General features: G+C 69.9%; 13 protein-coding genes. 4 read left to right on the top strand and 9 right to left on the bottom strand.

Going from position 1 to position 19,403, the window contains the following annotated elements; all coding sequences use genetic code 11:
• Positions 1-38: 38 nt before the first annotated feature.
• The 5 genes from JFB92_RS10430 to nrdR form a co-directional block, all read right to left on the bottom strand.
• Complete coding sequence (locus JFB92_RS10430) at positions 39-929, bottom strand: alpha/beta fold hydrolase (RefSeq protein WP_199037805.1); 891 nt, start codon at positions 927-929, stop codon at positions 39-41.
• A gap of 20 nt (positions 930-949) precedes the next feature.
• The gene (locus tag JFB92_RS10425) at positions 950-1,531 is read right to left on the bottom strand and encodes a TetR/AcrR family transcriptional regulator (RefSeq protein ID WP_199037803.1); all 582 of its coding nucleotides are present in this window, start codon (positions 1,529-1,531) and stop codon (positions 950-952) included.
• Positions 1,532-1,597: 66 nt separating this feature from the next.
• On the bottom strand, positions 1,598-2,860 hold the full coding sequence (locus JFB92_RS10420; RefSeq protein WP_199037801.1) for an Hsp70 family protein: 1,263 nt from the start codon (positions 2,858-2,860) through the stop codon (positions 1,598-1,600).
• Between the two features lie 128 nt (positions 2,861-2,988).
• The gene (locus JFB92_RS25485) at positions 2,989-7,149 is read right to left on the bottom strand and encodes a vitamin B12-dependent ribonucleotide reductase (RefSeq protein WP_233162857.1); all 4,161 of its coding nucleotides are present in this window, start codon (positions 7,147-7,149) and stop codon (positions 2,989-2,991) included.
• A gap of 48 nt (positions 7,150-7,197) precedes the next feature.
• Positions 7,198-7,662 carry a transcriptional regulator NrdR gene (gene nrdR / locus JFB92_RS10400; RefSeq protein ID WP_199037798.1) on the bottom strand — a complete coding sequence of 155 codons (465 nt, stop codon included), beginning with the start codon at positions 7,660-7,662 and terminating at the stop codon, positions 7,198-7,200.
• Positions 7,663-7,977: 315 nt separating this feature from the next.
• Between nrdR and lexA the strand changes: the two genes are divergently transcribed.
• Positions 7,978-8,634 carry a transcriptional repressor LexA gene (gene lexA, locus JFB92_RS10395; protein WP_307789102.1) on the top strand — a complete coding sequence of 219 codons (657 nt, stop codon included), beginning with the start codon at positions 7,978-7,980 and terminating at the stop codon, positions 8,632-8,634.
• 1 nt (position 8,635) lies between these two features.
• Here the strand turns inward: lexA and JFB92_RS10390 are convergent, their stop codons facing one another.
• Together JFB92_RS10390 and hflX are read right to left on the bottom strand one after the other, a co-directional pair.
• Complete coding sequence (locus JFB92_RS10390) at positions 8,636-10,246, bottom strand: hypothetical protein (RefSeq protein WP_199037794.1); 1,611 nt, start codon at positions 10,244-10,246, stop codon at positions 8,636-8,638.
• 71 nt (positions 10,247-10,317) lie between these two features.
• Positions 10,318-11,730: a GTPase HflX gene (hflX, locus tag JFB92_RS10385; RefSeq protein WP_199037792.1), complete on the bottom strand. Its 1,413-nt coding sequence runs from the start codon at positions 11,728-11,730 to the stop codon at positions 10,318-10,320.
• Between the two features lie 161 nt (positions 11,731-11,891).
• Here hflX and JFB92_RS10380 point away from each other — a divergent pair, with 161 nt between their 5' ends.
• On the top strand, positions 11,892-13,280 hold the full coding sequence (locus JFB92_RS10380) for an NAD-dependent malic enzyme (RefSeq protein ID WP_199037790.1): 1,389 nt from the start codon (positions 11,892-11,894) through the stop codon (positions 13,278-13,280).
• Here the strand turns inward: JFB92_RS10380 and JFB92_RS10375 are convergent.
• Positions 13,277-16,741, bottom strand: a complete 3,465-nt coding sequence (locus JFB92_RS10375; RefSeq protein ID WP_199037788.1) for an NACHT and WD repeat domain-containing protein — start codon at positions 16,739-16,741, stop codon at positions 13,277-13,279. The genes JFB92_RS10380 and JFB92_RS10375 overlap by 4 nt on opposite strands.
• Positions 16,742-16,775: 34 nt before the next feature.
• Entirely contained in the window at positions 16,776-17,567 is a 792-nt protein-coding gene (gene dapF / locus JFB92_RS10370; protein WP_307789101.1) for a diaminopimelate epimerase, read from the bottom strand.
• Positions 17,568-17,608: 41 nt separating this feature from the next.
• On the opposite strand from dapF, the gene JFB92_RS10365 reads away from it, so the two are divergent.
• Both JFB92_RS10365 and JFB92_RS10360 read left to right on the top strand, forming a co-directional pair.
• Complete coding sequence (locus JFB92_RS10365) at positions 17,609-18,637, top strand: nicotinate-nucleotide--dimethylbenzimidazole phosphoribosyltransferase (RefSeq protein WP_199037784.1); 1,029 nt, start codon at positions 17,609-17,611, stop codon at positions 18,635-18,637.
• Positions 18,627-19,364, top strand: coding sequence for a haloacid dehalogenase type II (locus tag JFB92_RS10360; RefSeq protein WP_199037782.1), 738 nt, complete (start codon positions 18,627-18,629; stop codon positions 19,362-19,364). The genes JFB92_RS10365 and JFB92_RS10360 overlap by 11 nt, the downstream gene beginning before the upstream one ends.
• Positions 19,365-19,403 lie beyond the last annotated feature (39 nt).

Below are 19,403 nucleotides of genomic sequence, written 5' to 3'. Positions count from 1 at the left end.
GACACCAACACCCCAGCCCTAACCGAACGGCATTGCGTCTACTCCCCCTTGACGAACCCGGTCACGCGCCGGTGGACCTCCGGGCTGACCAGTACCTTGCGGTGTCCCAGCCCCGAGGTGGCCATGAGCTCGGCGTTCGGCCAGGTCTCGGCCAGCGCCGCCCCGTGCCGGAAGGGGTTGGGCCGGTCCCAGGTGTCGTGCACGATCAGGGTCGGGGCCGCCGCGGTCGGCTCCATGAGCGTGAGCTTCGACAGCTCGACCTCGGCGCGCTCCTCGGCCAGCGGGATGACCCTGGAGAGGATGCGCGGCCCGACCGGGACGATCGAGCCGAGGGTGTCGCGGAAGCCGTCGGAGCCGCCGATGAACGGGGCGACGAACACCAGGCGCTCGGTCTCGGGCTCGATCCCGGCCTGGCGCATCCCCATCATCGCCGTCAGGCAGCCCAGCGAGTGCGCCACGACCGCGTGCGGCGGACCGAACTTGTCGATCACCGTCTCGAACGCGTCGGCCATGTGGACGCCCGAGGTGTAGTGCTCGCCCCAGGGCCCGGGCCCGGAGTTGCCGTGGCTCGGGGAGTCGAAGGCGACCACGCGGAAGCCCTCGGCGGCCAGGGAGGCGCCGATGTACTCGAAGTCGCCGGTCGAGCCGCCCCAGCCGTGGACCAGGTAGACCAGCGGACCGTCGCCCCAGTCGTAGCCCCACAGGCGGACGCCTCCGGCGTCGAGATCGAACACCTGGGCACCGGCCGGGGCCCGGCCCCGCAGGCGGCGCTCGGGGCCGCCTGGGACCTTGAACCACCGGCTGCCGAGCAGCTTCGCGGCCGGGGCGGGCGCGAAGCGCTCGGCGGCGAGGAAGGCGGCGCGGAGATACCAAGGAGCACGAACGGTCGTGCTTTTCTTGCGACCACCGCCGGTCGGGTTTTCAGCCATTTCGCATCAGGCCTTTCGGGTCAGACTCGGTAGCTTTCGATCAGCCGGTTGAACGCCGTCCAAGCGCGCTCGGCTGCGTCGGGATAGGAGAGAATGCGGCTCATCCAGTTGTAGGACAACAGGACGCCGAAGACCTCCTGGCCCACCTGGAAGACGTCGGTGTCCTCGCGGAGCTCGCCCTCGTCGACCGCGGTCGCGGCGATCCGGGCCAGGGAGTCGAGCAGGCGGCGCTGGTCGCTCACCATCTGGTCGTGCAGCGGACCGGTCATGTCGTCGAACTCGGCCCCGGCGGCCAGGAACAGGCAGCCGCCCGGGTGGGCGTACCACTGCATCCAGAACTCGACCAGGGCCTGGAGGCGGGCGACGCCGCGGGGCTTGGCCAGCGCAGGCCGCACGACCTCCTCGCTGAACTGCTCCGAGTTGCGCTCCATGACCGCCAGCTGGAGGGCCTCCTTGGACCTGAAGTGGGCGTACAGACCCGACTTCGACATGTCGCAGGCGCTGGCCAGGGACCCGATCGTCAGCCCGGACAGCCCGTTGAAGCGGGCCATGCGGACGGCGACGTCGAGGATCGCCTGCCTGGTGAGTTCGCCTTTGCGCACCCTCCGAAAATAGCACGATCGTGCTTTCAAGTGTCGGCCGCCGGTCCCGGGCCTCGGCCGGGCGGGCTACTCGAAGCAGCCGGAACCGTCGCTGTCGGTGTGGGAGAAGGTGACCGTGATCGTCTCACCGAAGGGCTCCGCGGAACCGGGGCCGGGGTCCTGCCCGACGACCTCGCAGTTCTCGTGGGAGAAGTCGAAGATCGACCGCTCCTCGACCGCGTACTCGACCTCGGCGAACCCGGCCGCCGAGAGCTCCTCGCCGGCCTCGGCGGCGGACAGGCCGATGAGGTCGGGCACCGCCCCTTCCGGGGCCGCCTCCGATGAAGAATCCTCCTGCTCGCCGGAAGGCGTCGAGCTCGCCTCGGGAGATCCGTGCTCGCCGGCCGGCCCGCTCAGGCCCTCGGGCCGCGGGGACTCCTGACCGCCGCTCCCACTCGAATCGGCGTCGTCCGGGGTGCGCGACTCCTCGCCGCCGGCCTCCGACCGCTCGTCCTCCTCCGGGGCCGCGCCACCGGTCTCGGACTGGGCCTGCGGCGACTCGTGGTCCCCCAGCCGCGTCCCGAAGACAGCCCCCGCCGCCACCAGCGCCAGGAGCGCCACGGCGAGCACGCCCGCACGCGCGAGAACGCGCCTGCGACCGGGCGGCGGCCCATCGATGGCAGCAACGGCCGCCGGTTCGCCCTCGGACCCGTCGCCGCGGTACGGCGGCGGCCCGTCCGAGAAGACCGCCTCGATCCCGAACCGACGGCCCAACTCGGCCGCCACCAGCGGCGTGCGCGCGGCCCCGCCGACCAGGAGCAGCCCGGACAGGTCGCCGACCGAGACGCTCGCGTCCCGGAGGACCTCCTCGACCAGGTCCACGGTCTGCTCGACCAGGTCGCGGATGCGGGCCTCGAGCTCGAAGCGGCCGATACTCGGCTCCATGGCCGCGCCGGGGATGGCGATCGCGGCCTCGGTGACGTCGGAGAGCCGCTCCCTGGCCCGCCGGATCTCCTCCAGCAGCCCGGCCCGAAGCGCTTCGTCGTCGGCGCCGGCCGGACCGTCGATCCGATCCCAGAACCCCGGGTCGGCGTCGCGGTGCCGACCGGATTCGTAGGCGAGCAGCAGCTCGTCGAAGTCGCGGCCGCCGATCTCGGCCCTCAGCTCCGAGGCGACCAGCCACCGGTCCCCCGCCTCCCGGAGCACGGCGACGTGGAAGGCTTCCGCTCCGAGCCGGTAGACCACCAGAGTGGCGCCGGTTTCGAGCTCACCGCCCCCGGCCTCGGTGTATCGGGCCGCGGCGGCCCCGGGATCCAATTCGGCCCCGGGAGATGTCGAGACGGCTTGCATAGACCTGAGTCTATGGGGTCGATTCGGGCCGACCCGACTCGTATCGGGCCCATGCGCAGACGCGGTTCCCTTGGGAGACGAGAAGGGGCCGGGCTCACGCCCGACCCCTTCACCGGCTGACGTTTCCTCTAGCTGCAACCGCTGGTGGCTCCGCAGCCCTCGCAGGCGTAGCAGGAGCCGGCCGGCCGCATCTTGGTGCCGCAGTTCATGCACAGCGGCGCGTCGTCACTGCGAGTCTGAGCCGAGTGCAGGAGGTCCAGACGCGAGCCGGTCGACTCGGCCTCGGCCCGCTCCCGGACCGCCTCCTCGATCGGCGCCGAGGACCGGAGCGCGTCGAAGTCCACGTCGTCCTCGTCGCTCGCGCGCACCTTGGACGGGTCCTCGCCGTTGACCTCGGCGGTCCGCTCCGCGGTGGTCATGATGCCCAGCGCCGCGCGCTCCTCGAACGGCAGGTAGTCGAGGGCCAGGCGGCGGAAGACGTAGTCGACCACCGAGGACGCCATGCGGATGTCCGGATCGTCGGTCATGCCGGCGGGCTCGAAGCGCATGTTGGTGAACTTCTCGACGTACTTCTCGAGCGGGACGCCGTACTGGAGGGCGATCGAGATCGCCACCGAGAGCGCGTCCATCACTCCGGCGAGCGTCGACCCCTGCTTGGACATCTTGAGGAAGACCTCGCCGAGGCCGTCGTCCGGGTACGACGAGGAGGTGATGTACCCCTCGGCCCCGCCGACGCTGAACGACGTGGTCTGGCTGGGACGCCGCTTGGGGAGCTTGCGCCGCACCGGAGCGTGCGCGGCCTCCTCGACGACCTTCTCCACGGCCTCCTCGACCGCCTTGTCGATCTCCTTCTTCTTGGCCGACAAGGGCTGTCCGACCTTGCAGTTGTCCCGGTAGACCGCCAGCGCCTTGAGGCCGAGCTTCCAGCCCTCGAAGTAGACCTGCTCGATGTCCTCGACCGTGGCCTGCTCGGGGAGGTTCACGGTCTTGCTGACCGAACCGCTGAGGAACGGCTGCACCGCGGCCATCATGTGGACGTGGCCCATAGGCGAGATGGAGCGCTCGCCCATGGCGCAGTCGAACACCGAGTAGTGCTCCTCCGCGAGCGCGGGGGCGCCGATGACGTGGCCGTGCTCGGCGATGTAGTCGACGATCGCCTTGCCGTCGCTCTCGATGTAGCCCAGGCGGGCCAGGGCTCGCGGAACCGTCTGGTTGACGATCTCCATCGAGCCGCCGCCGACCAGCTTCTTGTGCTTGACCAGCGCCAGGTCCGGTTCGATTCCCGTGGTGTCGCAGTCCATCATGAACGAGATGGTGTTGTGAGAGACCATTCCGTTCGCCACATAGGTGACGTTCTCCGGCACCGAGAGGTCGTAGGTGGGGACGATGCCGCCGTCCTCGTTGGCCTCGACACGCTCGAAGAGGTAACCGAGCGCGTGTAGTAGACGCTCATCCCGAGTGTGCGCGTAGAGATCCTGCACAACTTGCCGGGCCACCCCACCATGCTTACGGAGTGACTGGATGACCCTGCCGCGGTACTGGTGGTCGACCGGGACGAGTTCTTCCCAGACCTCGCGCGGCAGGAAAACTCGGTCGCGCTTCGCCGAACGGGCGGGCTCTTCCCACGCCTGGAGCTCATTCTTGCGATTGCCGATGAAACCGATGCGCTCGGCGAAGTTGAGCGCGTGGTCGATGTTCCGGAGTCGGACCACCGAGGCGTCACCGCCCCATCCGGTGGCTGTGGTGCGGGTCGTCGTTGAGAATCCGAGCACGAGCAGAAGTGTCCGAATCTCGTCGGCGAACTCAGGAGTGCAGGTGCAGACGCTCTGCACGCCTTCTCCAACGGTCCCGTCTGCCTCGAAAAGACCGCGGAGGAACGACTCATAGACGGATTCGGCGTTGGTCTCGAGGATCGCGGCGGGGACTCGCGGCTTCCATCCTTTGCCGCTGTGCTCTTCAGACGGTCGGCCCTTCGCGAACCCGGCCGCCTGCCACCAGCGCGCGAGACGGACCGACTGGAGCGTGACCTCGGAGTACCCCTGCTGCGCGGTGACTCGCGGTGTGAGATTGAAGAGCTTCTCACTGAGACTGCAGAGGTGGTCGACGACGTCCTGATCCTCCTGCGCCACGCACAGCCGGATACCCTTGGCGTGCAGGCTTCCGTCACCCATGAAGTACCCGACGAGCTCGGCAAGCTCCTCGCGGACTTCGTCGGGAACGGTGAGCTGGCCGTCTTCGGTGTAGTACGCCTGGTCGAGGACCGGGAGCGGAACACGGTTCGGCTCGCCGACGAGGGTCCGCATCTGTATCGGTACCAGATCTCCGGAGTTGATGTCGGCCAGACGCTTCCACTCCCATTGTCCGGTGGCCTCCTCCACGACCTTGATTCGGTGTGCGAGTGTGCCCTGGATGCGGTAACCGGACTCGGTCGAGATCCGGCGTGTCGGTTCCTCTCCGTTGACGAAGAACTTGGTGGTCTGCTTCGGCCCGTCATCGGTGGAGACCGTCGCATCGAGGTCTTGCCATTTGGCACCGAACGGATCACCGAGCGACTCGAGGCGTGTGAGCCCTCGATCAGTGGTGATGAGCGTGTCGCCGATGAGGCAGCCGGTCGGAGCGAGCACCGAGGCCTGCGCGTTGCGCCAGCCGTTCTGGGCGCCGATCGCGTTCCCGCTAGCCCATTCGGACCTCGCCGCTTCGAGGATCGTGGCGTCCACGTCGCCGAAGGTCTCGACCCGGTCGGCGGCCTCGGCGTGCTTGCGCATGACCCGCTGGTGCGGTTCGGCGTTGAGCTCGTAGCCAGCGTAGGGCCCGACCGCCCCGGCGATCTCGGCGGAGCGCCGATACGAGACTCCGGTCATCAACGCGGTGATGGAGGCGGCCAGCGCGCGGCCCTCTTCGGAGTCGTAGGCGTGCCCGGAGGCCATGAGCAGGGCGCCGAGGTTGGAGTACCCGATGCCGAGCTGGCGGTAGTCGCGGGTCGTCTGGCCGATCTTCTCGGTCGGGAAGTCCGCGAAGGAGATCGAGATCTCCATGGCGGTGATGACGAATTCGACGCACTTGACGAACCGCTCGACGTCGAACGAGCCCTCTTCGCCGAGGAACTTCATCAGGTTCAGGCTGGCGAGGTTGCACGAAGAGTCGTTAAGTGAAAGATATTCACTGCACGGGTTGGATGCGTAGATCCTGTCGGTATTGGTGTTGGTGTGCCAGTCGTTGATGGTGTCGTCGTACTGGATGCCCGGGTCGGCGCACTCCCAGGCGGCTTCGGCCATCTTGCGGAAGACTTCGCGGGCGTCGCGGCGGGAGATCTCCTTGCCGTCCATGCGGGCGGTCAGGGCGTAGTCGGTGCCCTCCTCGACCGCGCGCATGAACGTGTCGGAGACGCGCACCGAGTTGTTGGCGTTCTGGTACTGGACACTGAACATGTCCTCGCCGCCGAGGTCGACGTCGAAGCCGGCGTCGCGCAATGCCCGGATCTTGTCCTCTTCGCGGGCCTTGGTGTCGATGAACTCCTCGATGTCGGGGTGGTCGACGTCGAGCACGACCATCTTGGCCGCCCTGCGGGTCGCGCCGCCGGACTTGATGGTCCCGGCGGATGCGTCGGCGCCGCGCATGAAGCTGATCGGCCCGGAGGCGTTGCCGCCCGAGGAGAGCAGCTCGGCCGAGGCGCGGATCTTCGAGAGGTTGACTCCGGCCCCGGAGCCGCCCTTGAAGATCATCCCCTCTTCCTTGTACCAGTCGAGGATCGACTCCATGGTGTCGTCCACGCTGAGGATAAAGCACGCTGACACTTGTTGTGCTGCTTCGGTTCCGACGTTGAACCAGACCGGGGAGTTGAAGCTGAAGTACTGGTGGAGCAGGAGCCAGGTCAGTTCTTCGGCGAATATCTGGGCGTCTTGGCTGGACGCGAAGTAGTCGTGTTCCTCGCCGGCCTTCCGGTAGGTGTGGACGACGCGGTCGATCAGCTGCTTGAGGCTGGACTCGCGTTGCGGGGTTCCCACCGCGCCCCGGAAGTACTTCGAGGTCACGATCTGGGTGGCGTTCTGGCTCCAGAACTCCGGGAACTCGACGCCGCGCTGCTCGAAGTTGACCGAGCCGTCGCGCCAGTTGGTCATGACGACGTCGCGCCGCTCCCACTCCACCTCGTCGTACGGGTGCACACCCTCCGTTGTGAACACGCGTTCGATACTAAGTCGTTCTCCGCCGGCCTTGGCCGGCTTCTCGGCGGTCTTCTTCGCCGCGGACCCTGCGCCCGCGCCGCCGGTGGCCTTGGTGGTCTTCGGCATGTCTCCTCGCCCTGTTAGTTCGGTTTCCTGGCTGGTCGAGAGGGGGATCTAGCCGCTGTGGTTGGCGGCGTGCTGCTCGCGCAGCTGGCGGATGGCGGACTCGAAGTCCTCCAGGGACTCGAAGCTGCGGTAGACGCTGGCGAAGCGGAGGTAGGCGACCTCGTCGAGCTGGCGCAGCGGCTCGAGGACCGCCACGCCGACCTCGTTCGCGGGAATCTCGGCCACGCCTCTGGAGCGGATCTCGTCCTCCACGTTCTGGGCCAGCTTCTGGACGTCGTCGGCGTCCACCGGCCTGCCCTGGCAGGCCTTCATGACCCCCTGGGCGACCTTGGCCCGGCTGAACGGCTCGGTGGCGCCGCTGCGCTTGACCACGGCCATCACCGATTCCTCGACCGTGGTGAAACGCCGCTCGCACTTCTGGCAGACTCGGCGGCGGCGGATGATCTTGCCGTCCTCGCCCTCACGGGAATCGACCACGCGGCTGTCGGGATGGCGACAGTATGGGCATCGCATCGCTAGTCTCCTCTACGGCGATCATCTTCCCGGGGTCCGACAGTTCCGCGGCGGCGCCGCGCCGGGGCCGGTCTGCACCGCGAACCTCCGCGCAGCTCGCCAACCCCAACACCTAGTGAACGACGATACATCACACCACTAGATCTTGTGTCGATCCTAGCTCGAATTGGCACGTTCGTGATCTTGGACCGGACCCGGACGCGAGTGATGACCCCGCGACACGCCGAACTCGCACGAATGTTTGACTTGACGCAGAGCCTGAGTTACATTGTCGGAATCAGACATACCGTCCCATTTGTCATACAGGAGCTCCCTGTGACTAGCGAGACCACTACAGCCCGAACGAAGACGCGCAAGCTGACCCGTCGGCAACAGCAAGTCCTCGAGTACATCGAGGAGTTCATCAACAACAAGGGGTACCCCCCCAGCGTCCGGGAGATCGGCGCCGAGGTCGGCCTCGCGTCGGCCTCCAGCGTCGCCTACCAGATGAAGCAGCTCGAACGGAAGGGCTACCTCAACCGCCTGGCCGGGCGGCCGCGCGCGGTCGGGGTCAAGCAGTCCACGCCGGGGGGCGTCCAGACCTGCTCGCAGCACCCGCGTCCCCGCTACGTCCCGATGGTCGGCGAGATCGCCGCGGGGCAGCCGATCCTGGCCGAGGAGCGCGACTACGACGTGATGCCGCTGCCGGCGGAGTTCGTCGGCGAGGGCGTGCACTTCCTGCTGCGGGTCAAGGGCGACTCGATGGTCGAGGCGGCCATCACCGACGGCGACTGGGTCGTGGTGCGTCAGCAGCCCGACGCGCTGAACGGCGAGATCGTGGCGGCCATGATCGACGGCGAGGCGACCGTCAAGACCTGGAAGCGCAAGGGCGGCAAGCCGTGGCTGATGCCCGCCAACGCGCTGTACGATCCGATCGACGCCTCCGAGGCGGAGATCCTCGGCCGCGTCGTGGCCGTGCTCCGGAAGATCTGAGTCAGCGCCCCCGGCCGTTAACGTCAGGCGGACCCCAGTAGTCGTCATCCGACTCCGGGGTCCGTTCGCCGTTTCCGGCCCCGTACACGTTTCCGCCCGCGTCGCGCGTGGCGCCGTAGACGCCGGCCTGCTCGCGCGCGGCGCCGTAGGTCGTCCCGGCCGCGTTCCGCCGGGGTTCGGCCGCGAAGGACCGCCCGGCCTCGCCGTAGACGCTTCCCTGGCCGGCCGACTCGAACGCGCCGTACTGCGGCGGATCCTCTCGCGGGGGCCGGGGCGGCGGTTCCTCCTTGGGCGCGCCGTAGACCGCTCCGCCGCCGGGGCGCGGCTTGGGCGCGCCGTAGACGTTGCCGGAGGGCTCCTGTCGTGCAGCGCCGTACACCGAGCCCTGGGCGAGCTGGCCGACCTCGGGGTCGGGTTGCCCGGCGTCGAGTCCGATGTCGACGGGGTCTCGCCCGGGCGGGTCGTCCTTGAAGTCGTCGAAGGCCGGCTCTTCGGCGGCCCCCAGCTCCTCGCCGTCGTCGGCGGCCTCGCGGCGCCGGCGGCGGTGCTTGCGGATCACGAGGATGCCGCCGAGCATGACGCCGAAGCCGACTACGGCGATCCCGGTGAGGATTCGGATGATGTTGGTGAAGCCGAGGTCCAGGAGCCAGTCGACGATGCCGCCGTCGTCTTCGGAGTCCGAGGAGCCGCCGCCGGAGTCCGCGGCGTCGTCTCCGCCGTCCTCGGCGGGCGGGGCCGCCGGGGTGTAGGTGGTGATGGATCCGAGCGGGTCGCCGCCGTCGAGGGAGGCGAGTGTGACGAAGTTGCCGTCGGCGTCGTAGGTGATGTCCTGGGCCTGGCCCTCGTCGGCCAGGGGCGTGACGAGCGGTTCGCCTTCGGTCACGGCGGCGGCGACGTCGCCTTCGTCGACGTCGTACTCGTAGGCGGCGCTCTCGGTGCGCAGCACGATCTTGGTGGCGTCGTCGTTCAGGGCCGCGCCAGTGACCGTGCCGCCCTCGGGCAGGGTCGCGGTCCCGACCTCGTCCATCGGGGTGTTCTCGACGAGGTTCTCGCCCGGTGGGGAGTAGAGGGTGGTCTCGCCGTCGGCGGCCGAGAAGAACACCGGTTTCCGGTCGTCGCCGGGGAGGATGACGAATGCCTCCACGTCCACGGGCGAATCGGGGAAGACGTAGCGGAAGATGACGTTGTTGCCCGTCTGGTCCACCTCGATCTGGTTGAGGGTGATCCACGGGCGCTCGCTCGCGCCGCCGGTGTCGCCGACCCAGAGGAAGCCGTCGGAGACCAGCAGGGACTGGGGGTCGAGGGGCGTGTGGTCGACCCAGACTTCGCCGGACTGCTGCGGGTTGCAGTCGGTGCCCACGTGCTGGATCGACAGGGTCGAGTCCTGGTTCTCGCCGCTGGGGACGACCCACCAGCCGCCGTCTTCGGCGGCGGCGATCCCCGCCGGGCTCTGGAGGCGCGGGTCGTGGAGATCGCAGAGCTTCTCTCCGCCGCCGGACTCCTCGTCCTGGGCCCAGACAGGGGCCCCTACGGTCATCGCCAGGACAGCGCCGGTCGCTCCAGCGGCGAGGCGCGCTGCCCAGGCGTCATGTCCCCCATGGCGCTCTCGCATCAGGCAAGTGTTCCAGAACACGCCCACTCGATGGAGCGACCCCCGTGAGACATGTTCGGGACCACGGAAATTCACTCGCTTTCAAGGATGAATGGGCGCAATTCACCCGCCAGGGCCTCGTCGACCCGGGCGGACATGACCGTGCCCTCGCTCCGGTGCTCGGTCGACAGGACCTCTCCGCGCTCCCGGATCTTGGAGACCAGGTCGCCGCGCACATAGGGGACGCAGACGCGGAGCGTGACATCCGGTCGCGGCAGGGCCCGCTCGATGGCGTCGCGCAGTTTGTCGATGCCCTCGCCGCCGCGCGCGGAGGCGAACACCGCGTCCGGCCAGTCCGAGCGCAGTTGCAGGAGCCGGTCGGGCTCGACCGCGTCGAGCTTGTTGACCACCAGCAGCTCGGGGATGTCCTCGGCGCCGACCTCGGCGAGCACCTCGCGGACCGCGTCGGCCTGCCCGACCGGGTCGGGGTCGGAGCCGTCGACCACGTGCACGATCAGGTCGGCCTCGGCGACCTCCTCGAGCGTGGAGCGGAACGCCTCGACCAGCTGGTGCGGCAGGTGGCGGACGAAACCGACGGTGTCCGAGATCGTGTACTCGCGGCCCTCCTCGGTGCGGGCGCGCCGCGTGGTGGTGTCGAGGGTGGCGAACAGGGCGTCCTGGACCAGGATGCCGGCGCCGGTCAGGGCGTTGAGGAGGCTGGACTTCCCGGCGTTGGTGTAGCCGGCGATGGCCACGGCCGGAACCCGGTTGCGGCCGCGCTCCAGCCGCAGGGTCTCCCGGGTGACGGTGAGTTTGGCCAGGTCGCGGCGGAGCTTGGCGACCTTCGCGCGGATGCGGCGGCGGTCGGTCTCGAGCTTGGTCTCACCGGGGCCGCGCAGGCCCACGCCGCCGTTGGAGCCGCCTGCGCGGCCGCCGCCCTGACGGCTCATCGCGTCGCCCCAGCCGCGCAGGCGCGGCAGGAGGTACTGGAGCTGGGCCAGCTCGACCTGGGCCTTGCCCTCGGCGCTCTTGGCGTGCTGGGCGAAGATGTCCAGGATCAGGGCGGTGCGGTCGATGACCTTGACGTTGACGGCCTTCTCCAGGGCGATCAGCTGCCCCGGGGAGAGTTCGCCGTCGCAGATGACGGTGTCGGCGCCGAGCGCCTCGACGGTGTCCCTGACCTCGCGGACCTTGCCGGAGCCGATGTAGGTGCCCGGGTCGGGCTTGGAGCGGCGCTGGAGGAGCCCGTCGGCGACCTCGGACCCGGCCGTCTCGGCCAGGGCGGCCAGTTCGGTCAGGGAGTTCTCGGCGTCCTCCGCGGTGCCCTCGGTCCAGACCCCGACCAGGACGACGCGCTCGAGGCGCAGCCGCCGGTACTCGGCGTCGGTGACGTCGGCCAGTTCGGTCGAGGCGAGACCGGACACGCGCCGCAGCGCCTGGCGGGCCTCGAGGTCCAGTTCGCCGGTCGACGGGGACTCAGCGGTGGGACGTTCTTCGTTCTGCATTGCCTCAAGCTTGACACGGGGACGCGACCGGGGAGAAACGAATATTCGGTGTCGTGCCCAACGCCGGGGTCGGCAGTGGTGCCGACGCGCGGGGCCGGTGGCAGAATTACCGGTATTCGAACCGCTTTTCCACGATGATGTGGTGTTCTGCAAGGAGTGGCATGACTACTGCGCGACTGACCAGCGCCGGATTCTCCATCACGGTCCGCTTGGCGCTCTCGGCGGACCCCGGGGCGGCGGGTCGGCTCGCGACCGTCGTGGGGCAGGCCGGAGCGATCGTGACCGCCCTCGACGTGGTCTCCTCCGACTCCAAGCGGATGGTCGTCGACCTCACCTGCGACACCTCCGACTCCTCGCACGCCGAACAGGTCACCCAGATCCTGGAGTCGATGCCGGACTTCGAGGTCAAGAAGGTCTCGGACCGGACGTTCCTGCTGCACCTGGGCGGCAAGATCGAAATCCAGCCGAAGGTTCCGCTGAAGAACCGCGACGACCTGTCGATGGCCTACACCCCGGGCGTGGCGCGGGTGTGCATGGCGATCGCCGACAACCCCGACGACGCGCGGCGGCTGACGATCAAGCGCAACACCGTGGCCGTGGTCAGCGACGGCTCGGCCGTGCTCGGCCTGGGCAACATCGGTCCCGAGGCGGCCATGCCGGTCATGGAGGGCAAGGCGGCCCTGTTCAAGAAGTTCGCCGACGTCGACGCGTGGCCGGTGTGCCTGGACACCCAGGACACCGACCAGATCGTCGACATCGTGACCGCGCTGGCCCCCACCTACGGCGGCATCAACCTGGAGGACATCGCCGCGCCGCGCTGCTTCGAGATCGAGCGGCGGCTGCGCGAGCGACTGGACATCCCGGTCTTCCACGACGACCAGCACGGCACCGCGATCGTGGTGCTGGCGGCGCTGACGAACGCGCTGCGCGTGGTCGGCAAGGACTTCTCCTCGGTGCGGGCGACCGTGGTCGGCTGCGGCGCGGCCGGGACGGCGATCATGCGGCTGCTGGCCAAGGCCGGTATCGGCGACATCGTGCCGGTCGACCGGGACGGGGCCCTGTACCGGGGCATGGACACCGAGCACGAGACCTGGAAGGTCCTGGCCGAGGAATTCAACAAGGAGAACTACTCCGGGGACCTCTCGGGCGCGGTGGCGGGCTCGGACGTCTTCATCGGTGTGAGCGCGCCGAACATCCTCAAGGGCTCGGATGTGGCCAAGATGGCCAAGGACCCGATCGTGTTCGCGCTGGCCAACCCGGACCCGGAGATCAGCCCGACCGAGGCGGCCCGCTACGCGGCGATCGTGGCCACGGGCCGGTCGGACCAGCCGAACCAGATCAACAACGTGCTGGCCTTCCCCGGGGTCTTCCGGGGCCTGCTCGACGCCCAGGCGCGCGGCTGGAGCGACGACGCCGCGGTGGCCGCGGCCGGGGCGATCGCCGACTGCGTGGGCGCCGACAAGGTCAACGCGACCTACATCGTCCCCAGCGTGTTCGACCCGCACGTGGCTCCGGCGGTGGCGGCCGCGGTCAAGGAAGCGATGCGCTAGCAGATCTCGCGGCTGTCGATTCCCGGCAGGTACTCGCTCCACTCGGTGTCGGTGAGTTCGCGGCCGGTCCGCTCGCACAACGCTGCGTGGGGGTCGTCGAGGAACCCGAGGTCGAATCGGTAGCCGACGCCGTCCTCGCCCACGCCGAGCACCGCACTGGCGCTCGGTAGGTGCGTCTGGATGAGCGGGCCGCCTGTCATCGCGAGGGTGCCGACGTGGGCTCGGGTGTCGGCGTCCCAGACTTCCACGGATCTGCGGTTGCCGCTCAAGTTGAGGACGTACCGGCCGTCGGCGGTGATGCCGGGCGAAGCCGAGATGTCGAACAGCGCGCCGGAGGAGGGTTCGTCCATGACGCGCAGTTCGTCGTCGCCCAGGTCGTAGACGATCGGCGCGTCGTCGCCCAGGCCGACGACGCGCTCCGCGTTGAGGCTGAACGCGACCGGAGTGACCCCCGAGTAGTCGCCGGTGGCCTCGGCGACCATCGCTCCTTCCTCGACGTTCCAGATCCGCAGCCGCTGATCCATCGCCGAGGCGACGAGGGATCCGTCCGAGCTAAAGGCGATCGCGTCGTACCCGAACACCGCGACCTCGCCGTTGATCGGCTCGATGACCAGTTGCTCTCGGCCCGTCTCGGCGTCGATGATGGTGGCGTGGTCGTCGAGTTCAAGGGTGACGTCTTCTCCCCTGGAGAGGTTCTCACCGTCGACGACCGTGGTCCAGCGCCCGTCGGGGCTGAAGCCGACGTGCGTCATCCAGTCGTCGGCCTCCCAGGCGACGTCGCGCTCCTGTCCGGAGGCGATGTCGAAGAGCCGGTAGGTGCCGGCGTCCACGATCATGACCGTGGACTCGTCGGGGAGGATGCGGACGAGGCGCCCGGGCAGCTCCGGCTCGGCGAACAGCGGCTCCTCGGCGAGTTCGGTTCCGTCAAGCTCCCATATCCGAGTCCCTTCCTCGCCGGTGACCGCGAGCAGGGTGCCGTCTGCGTTGAAGCTCGCGTCGATTCGGCCCTCGTAGCCGGTATCGAACGATTCGACCGGGGTCATCGATTCTGTTTCGATGTAGTGGACCCCGACTTCGCTTGAAAGGGCGATCGTGGACCCGTCCGCGTCGACCGCGGCACCGGAGAAGCCGATGTCCACCGTGGCCGTGCGGATCGGCGCACCGGATTCGAGGTCGTAGAGGGTGAGGGCCCCGTGTGCCCATTCGACGACGAAGCGGCCTCCCGGGGCGACCCTGTAGTAGCCCGACGAGGAGGTCCAGGTCTGCTCGGCCTCGGCTTCGGGGCCCGCGCTGGACCAGAGCCCGCCGTCGCCGCTGATGAGGAACCGACCGGAGGCGACCTGGAAGCCGAAGTCTTCGACTCCTTCGATGCCCCAGGCGGGCGGGGACGTGCGTTCACCGGTTGCGAGGTCGAAGCGGATCAACTCCTCGTCGGTCGCGGCGAGGAGCGAACCGGAGCCGTCGAAGCCGACGGTGCGGAATGCTTCGGTGGACCTCTCTCGCTCGAGTAGGATCGGCTCCTTCGAGAAGTCCGCGGTTTCGACGACTTGGATCTGGCCGACGCCCGCCACGGCCAGACGTCCTCCGTCCGGGCTGAACGCGATCGACTCGGAGCCGTCGACCCCTTCGAGCCGGTCGGTCTCCTCCCGCTCGGCCAGGTCCCACAGCACGAGGTCGCTGTCCGCCCCGAAACTCGCGAGGTAGTCGCCGTCCGGACTGAACGCGATCGACTCGGCGCCGCCGACGTGGGGTTCGCCGGTGTATCGGACCGGATCGGTCACGGCGGTGACCATGGCGTCGAAGTTCGCCTCAGACGGGTCCATCTGCCAGGCCGCGGCCGCGAGCAGGCGGGAGAGGTCGCCGTCGAGTCCGGCGTTCTCGGCGCTGGCCTCGGCGAGGTCCTCGGCCAGCAGGCGGTCGCGTTCTTCGGTCAGCTCTTCATTGGCATCGGCGGCGATCCGGTTGAGGTTGAGGGCGATTCCGGTCGCGGTGAGCGAGACGACCAGCAGGACTGCTAGGGAGGCGGTCACGGTCCGCCGGACGCGGGCGCGGCGTGTGGCGGCCGCTCGGGACGCGTCCAGGAACGACTCGACCCCGGAGTTCCACTCCCGGTAGGTGTCGGGATTGGAGTTCCAGGCGGCCCTGGTGGCTTCGGCGGCGGTGAACTTGGCGCCGCGGTACAGGAACGAGGGGTCCTTGCCGTGTTCGAGCCAGGCGGCGGCGTCGTCGGCGACCTCGGTGAGCAGGGCCCGGTGCATCCGGTCCTCGAGCAGCCAGTCGTCGAGCCGCTTCCAGGAGCGCAGCAGCACGTCGTGGGCGATCTCGACGGTGTCGCCGACCATGACGACCAGTCGGGCGGCGGTGAACGCCTCCAGCACCGGCGCCAGGCCGGGCAGTTCGGCCAGCATCCGGGAGCGGCGGGCGCGGCGGCGGGAGACCTCGCCGCGGCGGTCGACGACGGTCAGGCGGCGGAACAGTTCGGCGGCCCGCGCCTGCTGCGGCGGGTCGAGCCGCTGGAATACCTGCTCGGCGGAGGCCTCGATGGCGCGGCCGACGCCGCCGATGCGCTCGTAGGCGGCGCGGGTGAGGCGGTCGCCGTCGCGGTGCTGCCAGATCGAGAGCATCGTCTGCGACAGCAGCGGGAGCGCCCCGGCGGTGTAGGCGCCGGTGGAGGCGCTGCGCAGGTCGGCGAGGATGTCGTCGGCCAGGCCCTGGTCGAGGGCGAGCCCGGCCGCGGCCGCGGGGCCGGTGATGACCTGGCGGAGCTCCTCGGGTTCGGGCGGGCCGACGACGAAGGCGTGTCGGCGCAGGACCGGGATCAGTTCCGGGATCGCCGAGCACCGATCGATGAAGTCGCCGCGGACGCCGATGACGACCACGCCCGACCGCTCGTCGCCGCCGGAGGCGATCGCGAACAGGGCGGCGGTGAACGCGCCGCGCTCGGCCTCGTCGCGGCAGAGGGTGAACAGCTCCTCGAACTGGTCGATGAACAGCAGCAGGCGGCCGGATTCGCGGACGCGGTCGCGGCGTTCGGGCTCCATGCCGTCGGTGTGGGTGAAGACGGCCTGCCTGGCGTAGAGGTAGGCCTCGCGAGGGCGGGCGGCGAGGGTGTTGCGGATCGATCCGGCGTCGGTGCCGCTGAGCTGGGACAGGCGCTGGGCGAGCGCTTCCAGCGGCCGGGGACCGGGAGTGACGATGGCGACCGGCCAGTCCGTCGAGCCTTCGACCGGCATGCGTCCGTCGGCGATGGCGGGTATGAGTCCCGCCCTGATCAGGGAGGACTTGCCGGCCCCGGAGGCGCCGGTGACCAGGGCCATGCCGGTGTCGGTCAGGCAGGCTTCGACGTGAGCGGTGAGTTCGGCGGTGAGGCGGGTCCGGCCGTAGAAGACCTCGGACTGGTCGGCTTGGAAGGGCCACAGTCCGCGGTATGGAGGTTCGTCGACGGGGGTGGAGGGTGGCATGCCTTGAGCATGGCAGACCGCGTCAAGCGGGCTTCTAGAGGCGGGCGGTGCCTTCGGCGACGATCACGGCCGGGCCGGCGAGGTGGACCGTGCGGTCGGTGACGGTGACGGTGAGGGTGCCTCCGGGGACCGCTACTTCGCAGGTGCCGGTTGGGGTTCCGGCGTGGCGCAGGGCGACGGCCCCGACGGCGCAGGCGCCGGTGCCGCAGGAGAGGGTCTCGCCGACGCCGCGTTCGTGGACGCGCATGCGGACCCGGGGCGCGGTGCCGACGACGAATTCGACGTTGATGCCTTCGGGGAAGAGCACGGTGTCGTAGCGCGGCTGCCGGTGCAGGTCCAGGGCGTCGAGCCGCTCCTCGTCCTCGAGCCGGCACACCAGGTGCGGGTTGCCCATGGAGACTGCCCGGCCGGTCCAGGTGGCGCCTTCGACGGTCGTCTGCGATTCGGGGCCGAACTCGGCCGGGCCCATGTCGACGCTGAGGCCGTCGCGGGTGACGGAGACGGTCTTGACGCCCGCGCGGGTGTCGACCGGGATCCGGTCACCGTCGGCCATGCCCTGTTCGAGCAGGTAGCGGGCGAAGACGCGCACGCCGTTGCCGCACATCTCGGCGATCGAGCCGTCGGCGTTGCGGTAGTCCATGAACCATTTGGCTTCGCCCTGCTCAGAGGGCGCGACGCGCAGCAGGCCGTCGGCGCCGATGCCGCGGTGGCGGTCGCACAGGGCCGCGACCTGGGCGGCGCCGAGCTCGAGGCGGTCTGCGGGGTCGGGGACGATGATGAAGTCGTTGCCGGTCCCGTGGCCCTTGGCGAAGTCGATGGCGGTCACATCGCAATTGTGCCGCACACCGGACGCGCTAGCCTTATCGCGTGACTGATTCGACCGATGCCGGACCCCTCGACGACCTGAAAGCGAAGTTCCCCAACGGGGTGTGGACCACGCGGGCCAACGCGCGGCTGCAGAACGCGTTGATCGAAGGCTCCGGGTTCGGAAGCCTCCAGCCCGGGGTCGGGTGGTCGGCGCGGGTGCAGGCCACCGACGCGCCGGAGCCGTTCTCGTCGCCGCGGATGCTGCTGTTCGCGGGCGAGTACCCGGAGGGCTGGGCGGCCGGCGAGTCCGAGCCGCTGGCCGATCAGGTCGCGGCCGCGCGGCGCGGCGAGGGCCTGGTGGTCGGGGAGGCCATGCGGGCCGGGTTGACCGTCGAGGTCGTCGAGACCGGCGCGAGCGGCGGAGAAGAGGGCCCTCTGCTGGACGAGGCGGAGCTGGCCGACTGCCTCCGGCTGGGGCGGGAGACCGCCGACCGGGCGATCGACGGCGGCGCGGACGTGCTGCTGGTCGCTGGTATGGGCGCGGGCGCGGCCACTGCCGCGGTGGCGATCTGCTCGTTCATCGTCAAGGACGACATCACCTCGTTCATGCCGCAGCTGCATGCGCCCGGCGGGATGGTCGACGACGCCTCCTGGATGGCGCGGGTGGCGGCGCTGCGCGACCACCTGGCCTTCAACCACGGTTTCCGCCGCAAGTCCGACGCGCTGGTGGCGCGGCTCGGCGGGGCCGAGCTCGGCGCGATGGCGGCGACGATCCTGACCGCCGCGACCCGCTCGACGCCGGTGGTCCTGGACGGCCCGGCCGCGGCGGCAGCGATGATGATCGCCCGCGACTTCGGCCTGGCGTCCCCGAAGTGGTGCTACATGCCCAACCGCTCCCCGCACCCGGTGATCGGCAAGCTCGCCAAGCAGGGCGGCCTGGCCGACGACTTCGGGCTCGGGCTCGACCTGGGCGAGGGCACGGGCCTGGTGGTCGGCTGGTCGCTCCTCCAGGAGTCGCTGCGCCTGACCCGGGACGTTCCGCTGGCCGACGCCGAACGGGACGAGGACGACGAACCCGATGAGGACTGACCGGGGTCTCGGGTCCGCTCCGGTCGGGATCGAGGCGATCGTCTTCGACGTCCTGGGCACGATGGTCGACGAACCGGCCGGACTCCGGGCCGCCATCGGCGGCGCCGCCCCCGAGGCCGACGACGCTGCGGTGGAGGACCTGCTCGCGGTGTGGCGGCGGCACGTCGAACGCGAACAGGACCGCATGGCGCGAGGCGAGCGGGCCTACGCCGACACCGCGGTGCTCGACCGCGAGGCCGCCGAGGCGGTGGCCGAGCGGGCCGGGATCGCCGAGGCGGAGGCCGTCGCCGCCTTGGCCGAGGCCGGGCGGTGCCTGCCGGCCTGGGACGACTCGGCCGCCGGCCTGGAGCGGCTCTCGCGGCTTTTCCCGGTGCTGGGGCTGTCCAACGCCTGCCGCGCCGCGCTGCTGCGGCTGAACGCCCATGCCGGGCTGCGCTGGCACCAGGTGCTGTCGGCCGACCAGGCGCGGGCCTACAAGCCGGCCCCGGAGGTCTACCGGCTGGCCGTGGACGCGGTCGGGTGTCCGCCCGAGCGGCTGCTGATGGTCGCCGCGCACGCCTGGGACCTGCGCGGGGCGCAGAAGGCGGGCATGCGCACCGCCTACGTCGAGCGGCCGGTCGGCGACCCGCCGACCACCGGTGACGCCTTCGACCTGCACTGCGACGGCCTCGACGAACTGGCGGCACTGCTGGAGCGGGCCGAGGCGCCGTTCACCGGCCACGGCTGAGCGGTTGACCGCATCGGCGCTGGGTACTCCCCGGTCCAC

Origin of the sequence: Glycomyces salinus (genome assembly GCF_016428645.1) — a bacterium.
GTDB classification, from domain to species: Bacteria; Actinomycetota; Actinomycetes; order Mycobacteriales; family Micromonosporaceae; genus Glycomyces; species Glycomyces salinus.
The sequence above is the reverse complement of the archived record's forward strand: the minus strand, read 5'-3'. Positions and strand labels throughout refer to the sequence as shown.

Bases quoted from the DNA above. Each gene is read 5' to 3' on its own strand.
- hflX (WP_199037792.1), bottom strand. From the start codon at position 11,730: ATGCAGAACGAAGAACGTCCCACCGCTGAGTCCCCGTCGACCGGCGAA.
- JFB92_RS25485 (WP_233162857.1), bottom strand. From the start codon at position 7,149: ATGCCGAAGACCACCAAGGCCACCGGCGGCGCGGGCGCAGGGTCCGCG.
- JFB92_RS10430 (WP_199037805.1), bottom strand. From the start codon at position 929: ATGGCTGAAAACCCGACCGGCGGTGGTCGCAAGAAAAGCACGACCGTT.
- JFB92_RS10380 (WP_199037790.1), top strand. From the start codon at position 11,892: ATGACTACTGCGCGACTGACCAGCGCCGGATTCTCCATCACGGTCCGC.
- JFB92_RS10390 (WP_199037794.1), bottom strand. From the start codon at position 10,246: ATGCGAGAGCGCCATGGGGGACATGACGCCTGGGCAGCGCGCCTCGCC.
- JFB92_RS10375 (WP_199037788.1), bottom strand. From the start codon at position 16,741: ATGCCACCCTCCACCCCCGTCGACGAACCTCCATACCGCGGACTGTGG.
- JFB92_RS10420 (WP_199037801.1), bottom strand. From the start codon at position 2,860: ATGCAAGCCGTCTCGACATCTCCCGGGGCCGAATTGGATCCCGGGGCC.
- JFB92_RS10360 (WP_199037782.1), top strand. From the start codon at position 18,627: ATGAGGACTGACCGGGGTCTCGGGTCCGCTCCGGTCGGGATCGAGGCG.
- nrdR (WP_199037798.1), bottom strand. From the start codon at position 7,662: ATGCGATGCCCATACTGTCGCCATCCCGACAGCCGCGTGGTCGATTCC.